Here is a 15,919-nt window from a genome sequence, read left to right on the forward strand (position 1 = left end):
CTAAAGCAGCGATGGTATAATTAGGATATCAACAGAGGAGGTAATTGCAAGAATGGTGGGTATCCGCATTGTGTTTTTTGATCTGGATGGAACGGTTGTCGATAATCTTACGGAGCAGGTGCCGGAATCGACGGTCCGCAGTATTGCGAAGCTGCAGGAGAAGAAGATTCAGGTAGTTCTGGCAACAGGACGATCCTATTATTTAGCCAAGCCGGTCGGTGATATGCTGGGAGTAAGCAATTATATTAATTTTAGCGGTGCATACATAAGATTGCAGGACCATGAAATGTACAAGGACCCTATTCTGCCTCAAGACTTGGAACAGCTGCGGCGGATCAGTCAATTACGGGGGGACCATTTGTCCTGTTTTGGAATCGAAGAGAGCTTCTCCAATGGACTGGCTGCGGATATCGCTCTGCCGATTCTGAAGAATATTGATTGTCAGGCTATTCCGGATATGTTCACTGAACGCGAGGTGGAGTACATGGGGATGTGCTTGTTTCTGGATCGGGGGCAGATCGAAGAATACCGCCAGATTTCCGGGGATCTGCAGTTCTATCATTGGGGAGGCGATTACCCGAATGCCTATAACATTGAGCGGCTTGGAAACAATAAGGCCCGGGCGGTGGAGCGGGTTATGGCGCATTTTGATATAGAGCCTGGGGAAGCGATGGCTTTTGGGGATGGTGGCAATGATATAGAGATGCTGCAGACCGTTGGAACGGGAATCGCCATGGGTAATGCCAGTGACCGTTTGAAGGAACAGGCTGATTTCGTAACCCGCAGTGTGGACCAGGATGGAATCGAATATGCACTGAAGTATTATGGACTTATAGGTGATTAGTGATCCGGAACCTTGGGATGAATATAAGCGGATGATAAGAGCACGGGGGACCTTGGTCCCTCGTTTTTTATGCGGAGACGGTCTTTGTCAGGACAAAGGGGCCATTCGGAATCATCTTCACATACGTGCATTTATTGACAGAAACGAAGGCTGTAAGCTGCTATAGTGAAGGAATTGGATCAAAGGCTACAAATTCTGGGAGCTAAGGAGTAGGTATAATGACTGATAAAGTAATTCGAATATTCAAGATAATAAACGCGATCCAATCTCATCCGGGAATTACTGCGGCGGATCTGGCCTTCAAATGTGATGTCAACATCAGGACGGTGTACAGGGATCTAGAACTGCTGAGCCATATTGCGCCTGTAACCAATGAAGGCAGAGGCACGGGGTATAAATTTATGGGCAAGTTCTTCCTGTACCCGCTGGATTTCTCGGAGCAGGAGGCCTTGGCCTTCTCGCTGCTGCCTTCCGTGCTGAATCCCGATAAGATCCCTCCAGGCTTCTCCACCGCATATGATAAGGTAATGGGAACCCATCGGAAGGAGAAGTCCAAACAGAACGGGATTCTTGAGAACATCGCCGACATCATTCAGATGGGCACACCAGCGTACCGCAAGCAGAGCCGCAACTTTTTGCAGCCGATCATCAGTGCCATTCTGGAGGAAAAAAGCATCCGCACCGTGTATCATTCGCAATCGCGTAATGCCCTCACCCAGCGTGAGATCGATCCGTATTATTTGATTCCGCGTGACCAGCGCTTTTATCTGATCGGTTTTTGCCATTTGAAGCAGGCGATCCGCACCTTCCGAATCAGCCGTTTTCAGGAGGTAGAGGTTACGGACAGTCCGTTTGATAAAGGCGGCTTCAATATTAAGCAGTACCTGAAGAACACCTGGTCCATTGACCGAGGCAGCAAAAATATCACTTTCAAGGTCCGCTTTCATCCGGAAATCGCACGCTACATCAAGGAGGAGGAGCTGTTTGTCCATCCGCGAATGATAGACGAGCCAGGCGGCGCGCTGCTGTTCGAGGTGACTGTCAACAATGAAAAGGAATTTATGAAATGGATTCTGCAGTACGGGCCTAATGCGGAGATTCTGGAGCCGGCTTCGTCTAGAGAACGCTTGAAGCAGCAGCTCGAGCAGTGGACGCAGATGTACCGCCAGGAAGACGGAAACTCTTTGTCTTTGACTCCTGAGGGAATCGGTGATAAGCTTAGCTGAAGTTAGGCATTCCGTAGTAGCTGCGGGGTGCCTTGCTCTATTTTAGCGATGATTTTACATTAAATGTTACCTGAGCGGGAAAACGCCATGTACGATTTAACCCAAAGGAGAATGAATAATGATACAAGTCAAAGAGTTTGTGGATGCAGACAATTCCTATGCGGAGAACAAAGCGAATGAATTCCTGGCAGGCCTGCTGGAGGAGCAGATTGTGAATATTTGTTATGGTTCGGTGGTCAAATCCGCGCGTGACGGGTCAGAGCATCAGCGAACTACGATTCTGGTTGTGTATAAGACGTATGAAAAACAGTAGCTGGGGACACTTTTTCACGGGATTGTCTGTAGTTTCAACGTTAGGTTTGCTGTTCGCAATCATTTACTATGCGGTTTTGAAGTAAATGATTCAAGCAGAAATATTTAAAGAAAAGACGGCTACTCCCGCAGGCAGGAGGGCCGTCTTATTATTTAGGCAATTATATCTGCCAATGAATGACTATTGAATGTACATCCGGTTGTAATATTCCTCCAGCATCCGTTTGGTGGCAAATTCGGTGCGGGTGGTCTCAATGCTGCGTCTCATCATCTGTACCCATTTCTCTTGATCCTCATAAAAAGTAGGCACCACACGCTTCAGCAATGTATCATACAGTGCATCGCTGTCATGCTTATCCAGTACGGCGAAGTCGTTCGTCTCAAATCCGTCGCCAATCTGCCAGCCATTCTCGCCGTCGAGGCAGGCTTCCGGCCACCAGCCATCTAGAATCGAACAGTTAAGCACCCCGTTCATAGCCGCCTTCATGCCTGAGGTGCCGCTCGCTTCCAGCGGACGGCGCGGGTTATTAAGCCAGATGTCTGATCCCCGGGTCAGCTGCGCTCCAATCGTCATATCGTAGTTTTCGAGGAAAACGACGCTTTTCGGGTATTTTTTCATCATGGCGACCAGGTTGCTGACGATCAGCTTGCCATTGTCATCCAGCGGATGGGCTTTGCCGGAGAAGACGATCTGCACCTTGCCATTCTCCAGATAAGGCTCAATGATATCCGGCTGCGAGAAAATCAAATCACTGCGCTTATAAGGTGCCGCCCGGCGCGAGAAGCCTATCAAGAGGTTGTCGGCGTTCAGGGCAATGCCGGAACGTTCCTGGATGAACCGGATCAGCTCGCCTTTGATCTCCTTATGGACTGCCCATAGGTCGCCACCGCTCTCATAGGTGCGGGTGATTCGTTCATCGACCCAGGTAGGCGTGTGAATCGCGTTGGTGATGCCGATAATCTCCGATCTGCCGGCGACTTCCTTCCACATTTTGTTGGAGGTATCGGCATGCAGCTGGGCTACTGCATTGGAGATGCGTGAGAGCCGCAGGCCCGCTACCGTCATATTGAACGGCTCGCCGCCGATGCGCTCCATCTGGTCACGGGTCAAGCCGTTGAAGGCCCCCATATACTCCAGACGGTCGAGCGGATGGGTTTCGTTGCCTTCCTTGATCGGAGTATGCGTCGTGAACACAACCTCCTGGCGTGTAGCTTTCCAGGCCTCCTCAAACGTGCTGCCCCCGGACATTTTCTCACGAATCAGTTCGATGGCGGCTAGTGCGGCATGTCCTTCGTTGAAATGGTACACATCAATTGGGATCCCGAGCGCACGCATAGCCTTCACACCGCCGATACCAAGCACAATCTCCTGTGCAATCCGTTCCTCGCCGAACCAGCCATACAGCTGCCCGGTAATCCAGGCATCGTTGTTCTCGGGAATATCTGTATCCAGCAGGTAAAGCGGGTTGTTGCCAAAATGATCGGTCTTCCATACTTTGCAGACCACATCGGTTCGGCGGACCTTGACGGTAACCTTGACGCCTGTATCCTCAAGGAAATCATAAATGTAGTTGTAATAGGAGTCGTAAGGCTTGCCGTCAGCATCGATCTTCTGATCGGTGTAACCCTGCTTCCACTTCAATCCAATCGGGATGATAGGCGCGTTAATATCTTTAGCTCCTTTGATATAATCTCCGGCAAGAATGCCAAGACCTCCGGCGTACATTTTGAAATCGGAATGAAGCCCATACTCCATGCTGAAATAGGCTACGGACGGTAACTGGTTCTTGTTCACTTAAATTTTCCTCCTAATGTTATGGAATGAGGTGCAGTGAAGCTGCCGGTAGATCTATGGTGCAAACGTTTGCCTAAAAGGGTGTAAGAACTTTCTGTGGAAGCGATTGCACTCTAATTCTAGCACAGTTGAAGCGGAAATGTATAACGGAGATTTCGTGAAGGGAAATGACATTTGCTTCCTATTCGGCAGAAGTGATTGATTAAGTGCCGAGAAGGCCATAAGATAAGGAGATGAACTGACTGAATACTGGGGGACGCAGAGTGGATATCGTTGTAATAGGAAGCTTGAACATGGATATGGTCGTTCGTTCGGGCCGTGCCCCTGAAGCAGGGGAGACGGTTATTGGTGATAGCTTCGTGCTATCGGCAGGCGGCAAAGGAGCCAATCAGGCCGTGGCCGCAGCGCGGCTCGGCAGCACAGTGAGGCTGGTCGGCAAGGTAGGCGCGGATGCTTTTGGCAGCGAGCTGCTGGAGATTATTAAGCAAGAAGGCATAGATAGCGAATATCTGTCCGTAAGCGGCAGCCGGTCTACCGGAGTGGCTTCGATTGTGCTGGAGGAGAGCGGCGAGAACCGGATCATCGTCGTACCGGGAGCCAATATGGAGCTTACGGCAGACGATATTCAGCTGCTGGAGCCGGTGATTACCGGGGCTAAGCTGCTGGTTATGCAGCTGGAGATGGATCTGCACATGACGGAGCAGGCTGTCGGGATCGCCCATGCTTCCGGGATTCCGGTGATTCTGAATCCGGCACCTGCCCAGAGATTAAGCGATGAGCTGTTAAGCCATGTTACTTATCTGACGCCGAATGAAACGGAAGCGGGTATATTATCAGGCGTTCAGGTGGACAACCTCGACAGTGCACGGGAAGCTGCAGCCGTCCTGCTGCGAAAGGGCGTGCAGAATGTCATTATGACCTTGGGCGCACAGGGAGCGCTGATTGTTAATTCGCAAGGGCAGATTCATGTTCCCGGCTTCCCGGTGAAGGCCGTGGTGGATACAGTGGCCGCCGGAGATTCCTTCAATGGAGCTTTGGCGCAGCAGCTGACTGCTGGCCGCAGTCTGGAGGAAGCCGTAACCTTCGCGAACGCTGTCGGCGCACTGGCAGTGGGCAAGGCCGGAGCGATTCCTTCGCTGCCGACGCTGGCTGAGGTGGAGCAATTTCTGGAGCGCGCGGACAGCGTGCGATAGCATAGGACTGGTTAGATAAGGAGCTGGAGCTGCAATGAGTGGTACGTTAACGATTAAAAAGGTAGTGATTGGCACAGGGCAGCCGAAGATCTGTGTGCCGCTGGTAGGCGCCACGCTCGGCGAGCTGTTGCAGGAAGCGGAAGGCCTGAAGCGGCTGGCTCCCGACCTGGTGGAGTGGCGGGCGGATTTCTATGAGCAGGTGGAGGATCATGAAGCGGTACTGCACACGCTGGGAGAGCTTCGTGCCATCCTCGCCGATCTGCCGTTGATCTTCACCTTCCGCAGCGCCCGTGAAGGCGGGGAACGAGAGATCAGTGCCGAATATTATGCGGCGCTTAACAAGGCAGCGGCGAGGAGCGGCAACGCGGATCTGATCGATGTGGAGCTGTTCAGCGGCGAGGCTCAGGTCAAGGAGCTGGTGGCTGCGGCACACGAACACGGGGTGTTCGTGATTATCTCGAACCATAACTTCCATAAGACCCCTCCTGCGGAGGAGATTGTGGAACGTCTGCGCGCCGCCCAGGCCTTGGGCGGCGACCTGCCCAAAATCGCCGTGATGCCGCAGCAGCCCGGCGATGTGCTGACTCTGCTTGCGGCTACGCTGCAGATGAAGGAGCATTACGCCGACCGGCCGATCATCACGATGTCGATGGCCGGAACGGGGGCAGTTAGCCGTTTGTCCGGCGAGCTGTTTGGCTCGGCGGTTACTTTTGGCGCGGGGCAGAAGGCCTCGGCCCCGGGCCAGATGGCTGTCGCGGAGCTGCGGCAGGCGCTGGCGCTGCTGCACCGCGGGTTGTAGCGGGGGAGCAGGGGGGGAGACGGTGCTGCTGGCAGCATATAGTGGCGCTAATGAAAGCGCCACAAAGCATCCGCCTGGGGCGGATGCTTTTTTGACTGCTGAGACTGTCAGCTGATGAGTCGAAATTACTCTGGACCATGCGTGTTTGCCTACCTCTGAAGCTTATAGGTAATCTTGGGCGTTAAATTGGAGCGGCGAGTAGCTTTGGGCGTGTTATAGGGAAATAAGTTCACTAATGGGATAAAGCTTACTCAGCTAAGAACCAATAGTGTCTCGCATCAGCCAGTCTACGTAGAGTAAGGTTCTAGTTTACTTCTGCGTGCTGGTGTAGATCAGGACTGCATCTCTGAGGAATTCAGCCATCCCCGGTGCGTGCTTATCGTAATAGGCTGTAAATCGTTCGTCGGCTACATACATCTCTGCCACCCCGGCATGCGCTTCCTTGGAATAGCTGCTCCAAGAAAAGCCCAGCCACTGGCGGTGCAGGTCAGCGGCTTGCTGAGCCGGTTCACTGGCCGGATCTCCAGTCTGAATTGCCTGCTCCAGCAGCTGGAGCATGTCTTGCTCTACCTTTTGCATATCGGCGTATTGAGCCTCTGTCATGCCAAGCATCTGGCGGTTGGACTCATTCACCACATCATCTCCGTATTTGTCACGGATTTCCGCTCCGTATTTCTGTTCGTTGTCGTCTACCATTTTCTGCTTAAAGCCTGTGAATTTGTCTGCATTACTCATAATCATTCTCCCTTCGGTATGTGCCAGCGTCTGCTCGACAGTGGCGATTAATAGATCTAATTGTGTTCTGCGCTGCAGCAGCTGCTCATGATGCTCGCGCAGTGCGGTTGCTCCGTCAAAGGACGGTGAGGTTACCATCCCCCGGATACTCTCCAGCCCAAGCCCAAGCTCACGATAAAAAAGAATCTGCTGCAGCCGGTCCACCTCAGCCTGGCCATAAATGCGATAACCGGAGGAGTTGATTCTGGCGGGCTTCAGCAGACCAAACTCATCGTAATAACGCAGAGTCCGTGTGCTGACTCCCGCCAGCTTCCCAAGCTTCTGAACGGTATATTCCGTATCAATCCCTCCTCTTATATTCTGCAAGCGAGTACGCTGAGCGCCTTGTGGGCTGCTCGTTTCATGCGCTCCTGCTTACAAAGCTAACTCTATACCTTTACGTTGCGGCAAGGTCAAACACTTTTTTTGTTTTTTATTTCCTGCTTATAGACATAGATAAATGATGCCAACCTGTGTGGGAGATTATGCTTGGGCGGGTGAGGGGGGAGGGTGCGGAAATATGTATTTGTGGCTGGGAAGAGTGCTAGTGATAGGGGAGATGGTGGAGAGTAGCTGGGTTTGCTGATGCGTCCAAGCTCACGGACCGTATAGCCGTTATTTGCCTGAAAAGGCCTAATTTGCAGGTCTTGCGGACTGTATAGCCTCTATTCATGCTAAATCGGGCGGTTACAGGCTGATTTGGCATGAATAAGAGCTCCCGGGTCCGTTAGTGCTGCGAAAGAGCGCCAAAACGGCAAATAGCGGCGATGGAGTCCGTAAGCGGATGGAGCAGCAGAACGGGTGAGTGGGAATACGAGATCTGGCCATATGGGTGATGCTTCAAACGGGAGCATTCACAATTACCTATCAGGCATACTAACATTCGAAATACCAGGCCGCCGCTCAAATTATGAGCTGCGGCCTGGTAGTGCTGCCGTCAGGCAGAAATAAAGCTTGATTCTGATTCTAAAAGCATATAAGCGCCTGCCTACTCGTACAATTCCAGTTCAGCTACTGAAGTGGAATAAGCTCCGTTGTTAGCGGTAATGACCAGCCGGTAGCTGTCATAGTCGCCAGTGCTGGAGAGGGTGAAATAGTAGGAGGAACTCGGAGAATAGGTATTGGATTGGCTGCTGAGGACCACCCAGCTGCCGCCGTTACTGGAGCCTTGCAGGGTCCAGGTCTTCGGAACATTCGCCAGAGGCTGGGAGGAGGTTGTAAGCCTATAGCTGGTTACTCTCTTAGATGTGCCGAATCGGTATTGCAGATATCCTGTACTGCCGCTGGAGGTGGAATAATAAGTGCTGGTATCATGGTCAAAGGCCTTATAGGCTTCATGAAATGCCCATTCGCTGCTGGCGGATGCGGTGCCCGCCGGGCTGGTGTTGGATGTCATAACAGGAACAATATTGCCGGCAGCGCTGGCTCCGGTTAAGCTGATGGCGGAAGCAACAATCAGAGCCGCAAATACTATACCCACTTTTTTGAAGCTGTTTGTTCCTTGCAATTGCATGTTTGCCCATCTCCCTTTTCGTAGTTTTCATTGTGCAAACGTTTGTAGCACTCTATCACTGTAACCCAAGAGAGCTGAAAACTTTGTCGGAACTGAACAACTTTAAAAATATTTTTTCAAAAGGAGTTTTCCTGAAATTAGTTGAAATCACGAAATTAAATGAAATAAATAGTGAAATAATAATGAAATTATGATGAAATAATTGATTTTTATTTGAGTTATTTCTATGAAATGATAACTAATTGATGATTTTTGATTGTTTTTTAGAATAAAAATAGCCAATATCAAGGTATGAACAGAAAAATCTTAATATTCCTCTTCCCTTATTCGAATATATGTGATTTAATATTACTGAAATTATGTGAAATAAATAAAGGAATTATCTTCAACTGTTTCATATTGTTTCATCATGAAAGGAGGTTCGCTGCTCTTTGCATTTGTATGTAATTAGACACGCACAGACTACGATGAATATCGGACAAGGAGGAGGGGCGAATTGCGGGCTATCCGATATCGGCAGGTGGCAGGCCCAGCAAATACCGGATTTTTTCCAAAACATAAAGATCAAGACTATTTATTGCAGTCCCCTTAGAAGAGCGATTGTATCCGCATTGCCTCTTGCCCATTTTTGTAATTTGCCGATTATTCTTGTTCCTGAAATGTCTGAGATGTTTCTGGAAGAGTGGACGGAGTACAGGGATTATGAATGGCAAAGCCGCATTGAAATTGTAAGCGGTTACCATAATGTGCGATTCATACATACCCATGATCAGAATGAACAATGGTGGCCGGTATGGCCAGAGAAACCAAGTGCAGTAAGGGTAAGGGTACAATCTTTCTACGATGATCATCTCGCTCCGGAGCTAAGTACTGAGAACCATTTTGTTGTATTTGGGCATGGTCAATCTACGGCCGATCTGAAGCAAATCGCTAATCCTGGCGATACCATTCCTGTTTACAATGCAGGCATTGTCGAATTTGTTATGGATTCCGCCGGATTATGCAAGTCTGCTGTAGTGCATACAGAGCATCTTGGAATTCATGTTTCAGATTAATCTTGCAGCAACCAACAAAACAATTGAGAGGGGTTTAACAATGAAACTCACAAAAACAATACTTTTACTCTCAGTCCTTGTGACAGCAAGCAGTGTTAGCGCATGTTCAACAAACAATAACAATTCGGCTGCAAGTCCAAGCTCTCCAGCAGAGACCCACCCGCAGACAACCGGGACTGGGGAAGAAGAAGGACTGGAGCCAGAACCCGGTGCAAAATTAATTATCTGGGAAGGCAAAGACGAGAAGCCGTTCATCGATGCGATTGCACAAAAGTTTACAGCAAAATACAATATCCCGGTTGAATTTCAGGAAGTTCCTCCTACAGAGCAAAGGAAAAAATTGAAAACCGACGGGCCAGCCGGGTTAGGCGCAGATATTCTGATTATGCCTCATAATACGCTGGGGGATGCAGTTGCCTCGGGTATTATACTCCCAAATGATTTCTACGCAGAGGAAACCCAGGCAGGTTATCCCAAGGAGATTGTGGATGCTGTATCCTTGGATGGAATGATCTATGGATATCCCCGCAATGTAGAAACTTATCTTTTGTACTACAATAAAACGCTTGTTAACCAAAAAGACTTGGAGTCATGGGACAGCATCATTTCATTTGCCAAAGGCTATAATGACGTGGCCAATAATAAATTCGGCTTTATGTGGCAAGTAACTGACTTTTACTATAACTATTCATGGATTGCCAGCAATGGAGGGTATGTGTTCGGAGCTAATGGAACCGATCCTAAGGATATCGGCCTAAATAATGATGGCGCTATTGAAGGCATGAAGTTCTATCAAAGTTTACGTGAGGCGCTGCCTATTAATGGCGTAGACGCAACAGCGGACGTAAAAACAAACCTTTTTCAGACCGGAAAGCTGCCAATTAATATGGACGGCGTTTCTCAATTGGGTAATTTCACAGAGGAAAAGCTTGGATTCGAGGTGGGAGCCGTTCCGCTTCCGCCACTGCCAAATGGTAAATCCATGATCAGCTTTGCAGGAGTGAAAGCTTATTATGTAAGCTCATTCAGCAAATTTCCGAATGCCGCAAAGCTGTTTATCCATTATGCGACCACGGAGGAAGCGGCGCTGGAAAACTTCAAATTAACCGGTATTATTCCGACACGTAATGGCATGGACACAGTTCCTGAGATTACCAGCAATGAAATTGTAAAGGCCTTCACGAATCAAATTAAAAATTCACAGCCGATGCCGAACGTTCTTCCTGCAACCCAAATCTGGGGGCCTTCGACCGCTGCGTTGGAATTGATCTGGAATGGCGGCGATGTGAAGGAGATTCTGGATAAGTCTGTAGAAGACATTAAAGCCGGAATTGAACAACAGGCTAAAAAATAAAATTCAAAGTTCTAAACTTAATTCAAAGGAGTGCAATCCTGAAAATGAACCAGCATAGGAAGAGAGCCGTATTTCTCTCCATCATGGCTATGGGACTTGGGCAAATATATAATCGCCAGTATATCAAAGGAATTCTGCTGCTCCTCCTATATGGCTGCGGATTATATTACGTCATCTTGAATTTGAAGCAGGCATTGTGGGGAATTGTTACTCTTGGCGAGAATAATCAGCATCTCGAACTGGTCGGGAAGGTATACAAGATGGTTCCCGGCGATCATTCGATTTTCCTGATTGTGCAGGCCTTGATTGTCTTATTTGCCTTCATGGTATTTATCTGTGCATACATTGCAAACATTAAAGATGCCTATCGGGTTGGAAAGCTTCGTGAACAGGAGGGTATACCCCGGAATTTCATCGCTACTCTGTACTATATTAATCAACAGAAATTTCCGCAGTTAATTATTGCCCTGCCGCTTGCGTTCGTGTTGTTTTTCACCGTATTGCCGTTAGTGTTTTCGATTATGGTTGCTTTCACCAATTACTCTTCTCCAAAGCATTTGCCTCCTGCCAATTTAATTGATTGGATCGGATTTGAGGCATTCAAGGAATTATTCACCTTAAGCAAATGGGCTAGAACCTTCTATGGAGTATTCACATGGAATATTATCTGGGCGGTTCTTGCGACTATAAGCACTTTTTTTGGAGGATTTGGTGTAGCGCTTATGGTTCAGCATTCAAGAACGCGCTTTAAATCGTTCTGGCGGACGATCTATATTCTCCCCTTTGCGATTCCCAGCTTTGTTTCGTTCTTAATTATGCGCAATATGTTTAATTCTCAGTTCGGGCCTGTCAATCAATATCTGAAATGGTTGGGTATTCAAGGTCCTGCATGGCTCTCGGATCCAACCTGGGCCAAAGTAACGGTGTTGCTGGTTAATCTCTGGCATGGTTATCCCATATCGATGCTGCTCATTATAGGAATCCTGACGACAATTCCCAAAGAGCTATATCAAGCGGCGGAAGTAGATGGAGCATCGGCATTTCAGAAATTTAATATGATTACATTTCCAAGCGTCATGTTCTCACTATCGCCAATACTGATTGGCATGTTCGCCGGAAACGTAAACAGCTTCAGCACTATTTTCTTGTTAACCAATGGCAATCCGGCCAACAGTGAGTATCAATTTGCCGGCAGCACAGATATTCTGATCACGTGGTTATACAACCTGACAATGAACCAGGGGAATTACAATTTTGCCTCCGTAATCGGCATCATTATCTTTGTTATACTGGCGAGCTTGTCTATTTGGAATTTCCGCCGGACGCGTTCGTTCAGAGAGGAGGATGTGAACTGATGGTGAATAAGCTGAAGCTGAAAAATATATTAAGCACTACAATGCTTCACTTGGCACTCCTTGTTATTGCGATTGTGACCATCTACCCGGCGCTATGGGTCGTATTGGCTTCCTTTCGGCCGGGAACAGCGTTATACAGTGAGCATCTCATTCCAGAGCGATTTACATTAGTGCATTATAGAAGCTTGTTCGAGCTCTTCCCATTTGCAGAGTGGTATGTCAACACCCTTAAGATCGCAGTTGTTTCGATGGTGTGCAGTACTTTTTTTGTTCTGTTGACGGGCTATGCCTTTTCGCGATTTCGATTCTATGGACGTAAAGGCCTTATGACCTCATTGTTTGTACTCGGAATGTTCCCGTCTTTCATGAGTATGATCGCTGTTTATATTCTGCTTTTGAATATGAATCTGCTAAATACCCATTCCGCATTGATATTTGTCTATTCGGCGGGAGCCGCCATGGGGTATCTGCTGGTTAAGGGATATTTCGACACTATACCAAGAAGCCTGGAAGAAGCCGCAAGAATAGACGGAGCCAATCATTGGATCGTATTCTTCAGAATCTTTGTACCGCTGTCCAGGCCTTTAATCGTGTACCTGTCAGTGACATCGTTTGCCGGAGCGTTCAATGACTTTATCTTCGCACAGCTGGTATTGCGAACGAAGGAGCAGCAGACGCTTGCTGTTGGACTATACAACATGGTGAGCAGCCAGTTCTCTACGCAATTTACGCTGTTCGCAGCAGGGTGTGTACTGGTCGCGTTGCCGATTACACTAATATTCATGTTCCTTCAACGGTTTCTAGTGGAAGGTCTGACTGCAGGCGCGGAAAAAGGATAATGGTTGTGAAGGAGAATGGAGGAGAAGCAGTGTTTGATTTACACACGCATCACGAACGATGCGGCCATGCTGTAGGTTCACTGGAGGATTATATAGAGAAAGCAATAGCAAAAGATGTACAGATTCTTGGTATTTCGGATCATTCGCCTTATTTCTTTGCAGATGAGGACCAGCCATATCCGGGATTGGCAATGGCAAAAAGTGAATTTTCCAACTATGTGGAAGAGATCATGCGCTTGAAGAAGAAATACGAGGGCCACATCGAGCTGCTGATCGGCGTTGAATCGGATGTATTTAAGGAATATATTCATCTATATGGTCAAGTCTATGCCCGCTTTCCCCTCGATTATGTCATAGGGTCGATTCACTTTACTTCCCCGTTCAAAATATTGAAAGGCTTGGATTGGAATGCCGCTTCCGATCAGGAACGACAAACGGAATTTAAACGGTTTATGGAGCTGACACAGCTTATTATTCAGAGCAACTGGGTTAATATCATCGGCCATCTGGACAGGTTTAACCGGGGGTTCTCATCATTCGCGGAGATGCTTGCTCCCCATATGGACTCCATCCTTAAAATGCTGGCAGAAAAAGGTGTCGCACTGGAAGTGAATACAAGCGGATTCCGTAATTCCGAGGTGTGGTACCCTTCTATGGAAGTGATTGAGCGGGCCCACTTTTTTGGATTGGATGTTACATTTGCCTCTGATGCGCATCATCCGGACCGGATTGGAGACGGGTGGGAAATGGTCCGAGATATCCTGCGGAATATAGGCTATAAACGTTGGGTCATTTTCAGACAGCGGAGGCCTGTTTATTTGGATATTCAATTTTGAAAGTGGGCGGCGAGTGAAAGGAGGGGGAAGATATGGGCTTCATAAGTTCAAGCATATGGGAGATTACTTATCTGGATATGACTCTGCGTATATTGCTGGCCTTATTGCTCGGCGGATTGATCGGGCTTGAGCGGGAGATTAACAATCATGCAGCTGGATTCCGCACCCATATCCTGGTTTGTGTCGGCTCTGCAACCATTATGTTGCTGTCTATCTACGGATTTAGTGACTTCGTGAATGAGACCAGTGTCCGCATGGACCCTGCCCGTCTGGCGGCGCAAGTCATCACCGGGATTGGTTTTCTGGGAGCGGGGGCTATTATTCGTACGGGCTCCTATGTTTCTGGGTTAACGACAGCGGCTTCAATCTGGATCGTATCGGCTATCGGTCTCTGTGTAGGAGCGGGATTTTATTTCGGAGCGGTACTGGTTTCTTTTCTGGTGCTGGTCAGCTTGTTTGTATTCAATAAGTGGGAGAAGTACATGCTGGGTAAGTACAAGAAGCACGAACTAAGCATGGAAATTTATGACCGTCAGGATATTCTGGGGAAGATTGTGGAGGTATTAGGAGAGCAGGGTATACAAATTCACAAACTCAGAGTTCAATCTAATAAGAAGGAAGAGCTTCCGCAGACTGTATGGGTTCAAATAAGTATTAAGATGTCCCCGGCAGGCAAGATTATGAAGGCAGTCAGCGCCATTTCCGCTTTGGATGAAGTGCTCTCCATCGAGGTGCCGACTTTCTCTAATCTTACCAAAGTTCCTATGAGTCCCGAGCAATCGGTCAAAGGATAACTAAATTAGAACGAATAATAATAAGACAGGAAATATGGTATGATATTTCTATATTGCATAAAGTGAAATTCTTTTAGTTTCGGGGGTGATTGAAATCTCTACTATTAAAGAAGTTGCTATTCTCGCTGGCGTATCACCCGCTACCGTATCCAGAGTGATCACCCAGAAGGGGAATATTTCCAGTGAGACTAGAGCCAAAGTATACTCTGCCATGGAGCAGATCAAATATGTGCCGATGCAATCACAGTCGCAAAGTAAATCCGCAACAATCAGCTTCTCGATCGCGAGAGATCCCAAAGAAATGCTCGGGAATCCCTTTTTCAGTGATGTGCTTTGCGGAATATCGGATGCGGCCAAGAAACTCGATTACAACGTCCAATTCTCGCTTTATTATACTGCTCAGGAACAGATTGAGAAGACGATTCAGCTGTTTAAGAGGAAGCAGGCGAACGGGTTTATCTTTACCAGTGTCATGTCCTCGGATAAGGATTTATTGTTGAAAAGCATGCAGGACAAGGGTATCCCATTCGTTATGATCGGGAGCAGCCTGAACCATAGCGTATTCTCCGTCCATAATGATAATGTTCGGGATAGTTACATGGCTACCAAATATATGCTGGGTAAAGGCTATCGCAACATTCTGTTTCTGACTCCTAATCTAAAGCAAGATGTCATGTATGACCGGATTCATGGATTTCAGCGGGCAATTGAAGAGAGCGGTGAGGATGCTTCGGCGCATATCGTGAATTGCAGCAACGAAGAAGTGGATATTGCGAGAGCTCTGGATAAGGTGATAGAAGATGGCGTCAACTTCGATGCGATCCTGACGATGGAGTGCATTATGTCTTTGATTGCAATGAAATATTGCCAAAGCAGGAATATGAATGTGCCGCAAGACGTCGGAATACTGTCCTTTAATAATGCCCCCTATTTAGACAATGTATCACCATCAATTACCGGCTTGAACTTAAACCCCTCTGTACTTGGGGCGGAAGCGTTCCAGCTCCTGTATGAACTGATAGATACTAAGCCGCAGGCGATGGTACAGAAGAGTGTAACGCTGCCTTCGGAAATTATTGAGCGGCAGTCTACTCAACGTGTCTTCAAGTAGTCAAAAAACAGGGACCGTGGATAGAAACACGGTCCCTTTGCATTTCTTTTTTTAAAATATAAGAATTTATATGTTGCACGCGATAAATTAACCTTCTATTTCTCGCTGAAACGCCCCGT

General features: G+C 48.0%; 15 protein-coding genes. 12 read left to right on the forward strand and 3 right to left on the reverse strand.

Annotated elements, in window-relative coordinates; all coding sequences use genetic code 11:
* Nucleotides 1–52: 52 nt before the first annotated feature.
* The 3 genes from B9T62_RS37200 (at nucleotide 53) to B9T62_RS37210 (ending at nucleotide 2,383) form a co-directional block, all read left to right on the forward strand.
* Nucleotides 53–844, forward strand: a complete 792-nt coding sequence (locus tag B9T62_RS37200; RefSeq protein WP_087919840.1) for a Cof-type HAD-IIB family hydrolase — start codon at nucleotides 53–55, stop codon at nucleotides 842–844.
* 218 nt (nucleotides 845–1,062) lie between these two features.
* The gene (locus tag B9T62_RS37205) at nucleotides 1,063–2,070 is read left to right on the forward strand and encodes a helix-turn-helix transcriptional regulator (RefSeq protein WP_087919841.1); all 1,008 of its coding nucleotides are present in this window, start codon (nucleotides 1,063–1,065) and stop codon (nucleotides 2,068–2,070) included.
* Between the two features lie 118 nt (nucleotides 2,071–2,188).
* Entirely contained in the window at nucleotides 2,189–2,383 is a 195-nt protein-coding gene (locus tag B9T62_RS37210) for a sporulation protein Cse60 (RefSeq protein WP_087919842.1), read from the forward strand.
* Between the two features lie 180 nt (nucleotides 2,384–2,563).
* Here the strand turns inward: B9T62_RS37210 and glgP are convergent, their stop codons facing one another.
* Nucleotides 2,564–4,177 (reverse strand): alpha-glucan family phosphorylase, encoded by a 1,614-nt coding sequence (gene glgP, locus B9T62_RS37215; protein ID WP_087919843.1) that lies wholly within the window; start codon nucleotides 4,175–4,177, stop codon nucleotides 2,564–2,566.
* A gap of 263 nt (nucleotides 4,178–4,440) precedes the next feature.
* Here glgP and rbsK point away from each other — a divergent pair, with 263 nt between their 5' ends.
* Both rbsK and aroD read left to right on the forward strand, forming a co-directional pair.
* The gene (gene rbsK, locus B9T62_RS37220) at nucleotides 4,441–5,370 is read left to right on the forward strand and encodes a ribokinase (RefSeq protein WP_087919844.1); all 930 of its coding nucleotides are present in this window, start codon (nucleotides 4,441–4,443) and stop codon (nucleotides 5,368–5,370) included.
* 34 nt (nucleotides 5,371–5,404) lie between these two features.
* A complete protein-coding gene (gene aroD / locus B9T62_RS37225) occupies nucleotides 5,405–6,169 on the forward strand; it encodes a type I 3-dehydroquinate dehydratase (protein ID WP_087919845.1) in 765 nt (254 codons plus the stop codon).
* Nucleotides 6,170–6,478: 309 nt separating this feature from the next.
* On the opposite strand, the gene B9T62_RS37230 is transcribed toward aroD, so the two are convergent.
* Together B9T62_RS37230 and B9T62_RS37235 are read right to left on the reverse strand one after the other, a co-directional pair.
* The gene (locus tag B9T62_RS37230) at nucleotides 6,479–7,270 is read right to left on the reverse strand and encodes a MerR family transcriptional regulator (protein ID WP_245864260.1); all 792 of its coding nucleotides are present in this window, start codon (nucleotides 7,268–7,270) and stop codon (nucleotides 6,479–6,481) included.
* A 661-nt stretch (nucleotides 7,271–7,931) separates the two neighbouring features.
* Nucleotides 7,932–8,456 (reverse strand): discoidin domain-containing protein, encoded by a 525-nt coding sequence (locus B9T62_RS37235; protein WP_087919846.1) that lies wholly within the window; start codon nucleotides 8,454–8,456, stop codon nucleotides 7,932–7,934.
* Between the two features lie 431 nt (nucleotides 8,457–8,887).
* Between B9T62_RS37235 and B9T62_RS37240 the strand changes: the two genes are divergently transcribed.
* The 7 genes from B9T62_RS37240 to B9T62_RS37270 all read left to right on the forward strand — a co-directional run bounded on the left by B9T62_RS37240 (nucleotide 8,888) and on the right by B9T62_RS37270 (nucleotide 15,800).
* The gene (locus B9T62_RS37240; protein ID WP_087919847.1) at nucleotides 8,888–9,511 is read left to right on the forward strand and encodes a histidine phosphatase family protein; all 624 of its coding nucleotides are present in this window, start codon (nucleotides 8,888–8,890) and stop codon (nucleotides 9,509–9,511) included.
* A gap of 40 nt (nucleotides 9,512–9,551) precedes the next feature.
* Nucleotides 9,552–10,865, forward strand: coding sequence for a sugar ABC transporter substrate-binding protein (locus tag B9T62_RS37245; protein WP_087919848.1), 1,314 nt, complete (start codon nucleotides 9,552–9,554; stop codon nucleotides 10,863–10,865).
* A gap of 44 nt (nucleotides 10,866–10,909) precedes the next feature.
* Nucleotides 10,910–12,220: a carbohydrate ABC transporter permease gene (locus tag B9T62_RS37250; protein WP_087919849.1), complete on the forward strand. Its 1,311-nt coding sequence runs from the start codon at nucleotides 10,910–10,912 to the stop codon at nucleotides 12,218–12,220.
* Entirely contained in the window at nucleotides 12,220–13,059 is an 840-nt protein-coding gene (locus B9T62_RS37255) for a sugar ABC transporter permease (RefSeq protein WP_087919850.1), read from the forward strand. The genes B9T62_RS37250 and B9T62_RS37255 overlap by 1 nt, the downstream gene beginning before the upstream one ends.
* 29 nt (nucleotides 13,060–13,088) lie before the next feature.
* The gene (locus B9T62_RS37260; protein ID WP_169834498.1) at nucleotides 13,089–13,895 is read left to right on the forward strand and encodes a histidinol-phosphatase; all 807 of its coding nucleotides are present in this window, start codon (nucleotides 13,089–13,091) and stop codon (nucleotides 13,893–13,895) included.
* Nucleotides 13,896–13,927: 32 nt separating this feature from the next.
* Nucleotides 13,928–14,689 carry an MgtC/SapB family protein gene (locus B9T62_RS37265; protein WP_087919852.1) on the forward strand — a complete coding sequence of 254 codons (762 nt, stop codon included), beginning with the start codon at nucleotides 13,928–13,930 and terminating at the stop codon, nucleotides 14,687–14,689.
* Between the two features lie 85 nt (nucleotides 14,690–14,774).
* On the forward strand, nucleotides 14,775–15,800 hold the full coding sequence (locus B9T62_RS37270) for a LacI family DNA-binding transcriptional regulator (RefSeq protein WP_087919853.1): 1,026 nt from the start codon (nucleotides 14,775–14,777) through the stop codon (nucleotides 15,798–15,800).
* The last annotated feature ends 119 nt before the right edge of the window (nucleotides 15,801–15,919 follow it).

The sequence above is a fragment of the Paenibacillus donghaensis genome, from assembly GCF_002192415.1.
In the GTDB taxonomy this organism is placed as follows: Bacteria; Bacillota; Bacilli; order Paenibacillales; family Paenibacillaceae; genus Paenibacillus_AQ; species Paenibacillus_AQ donghaensis.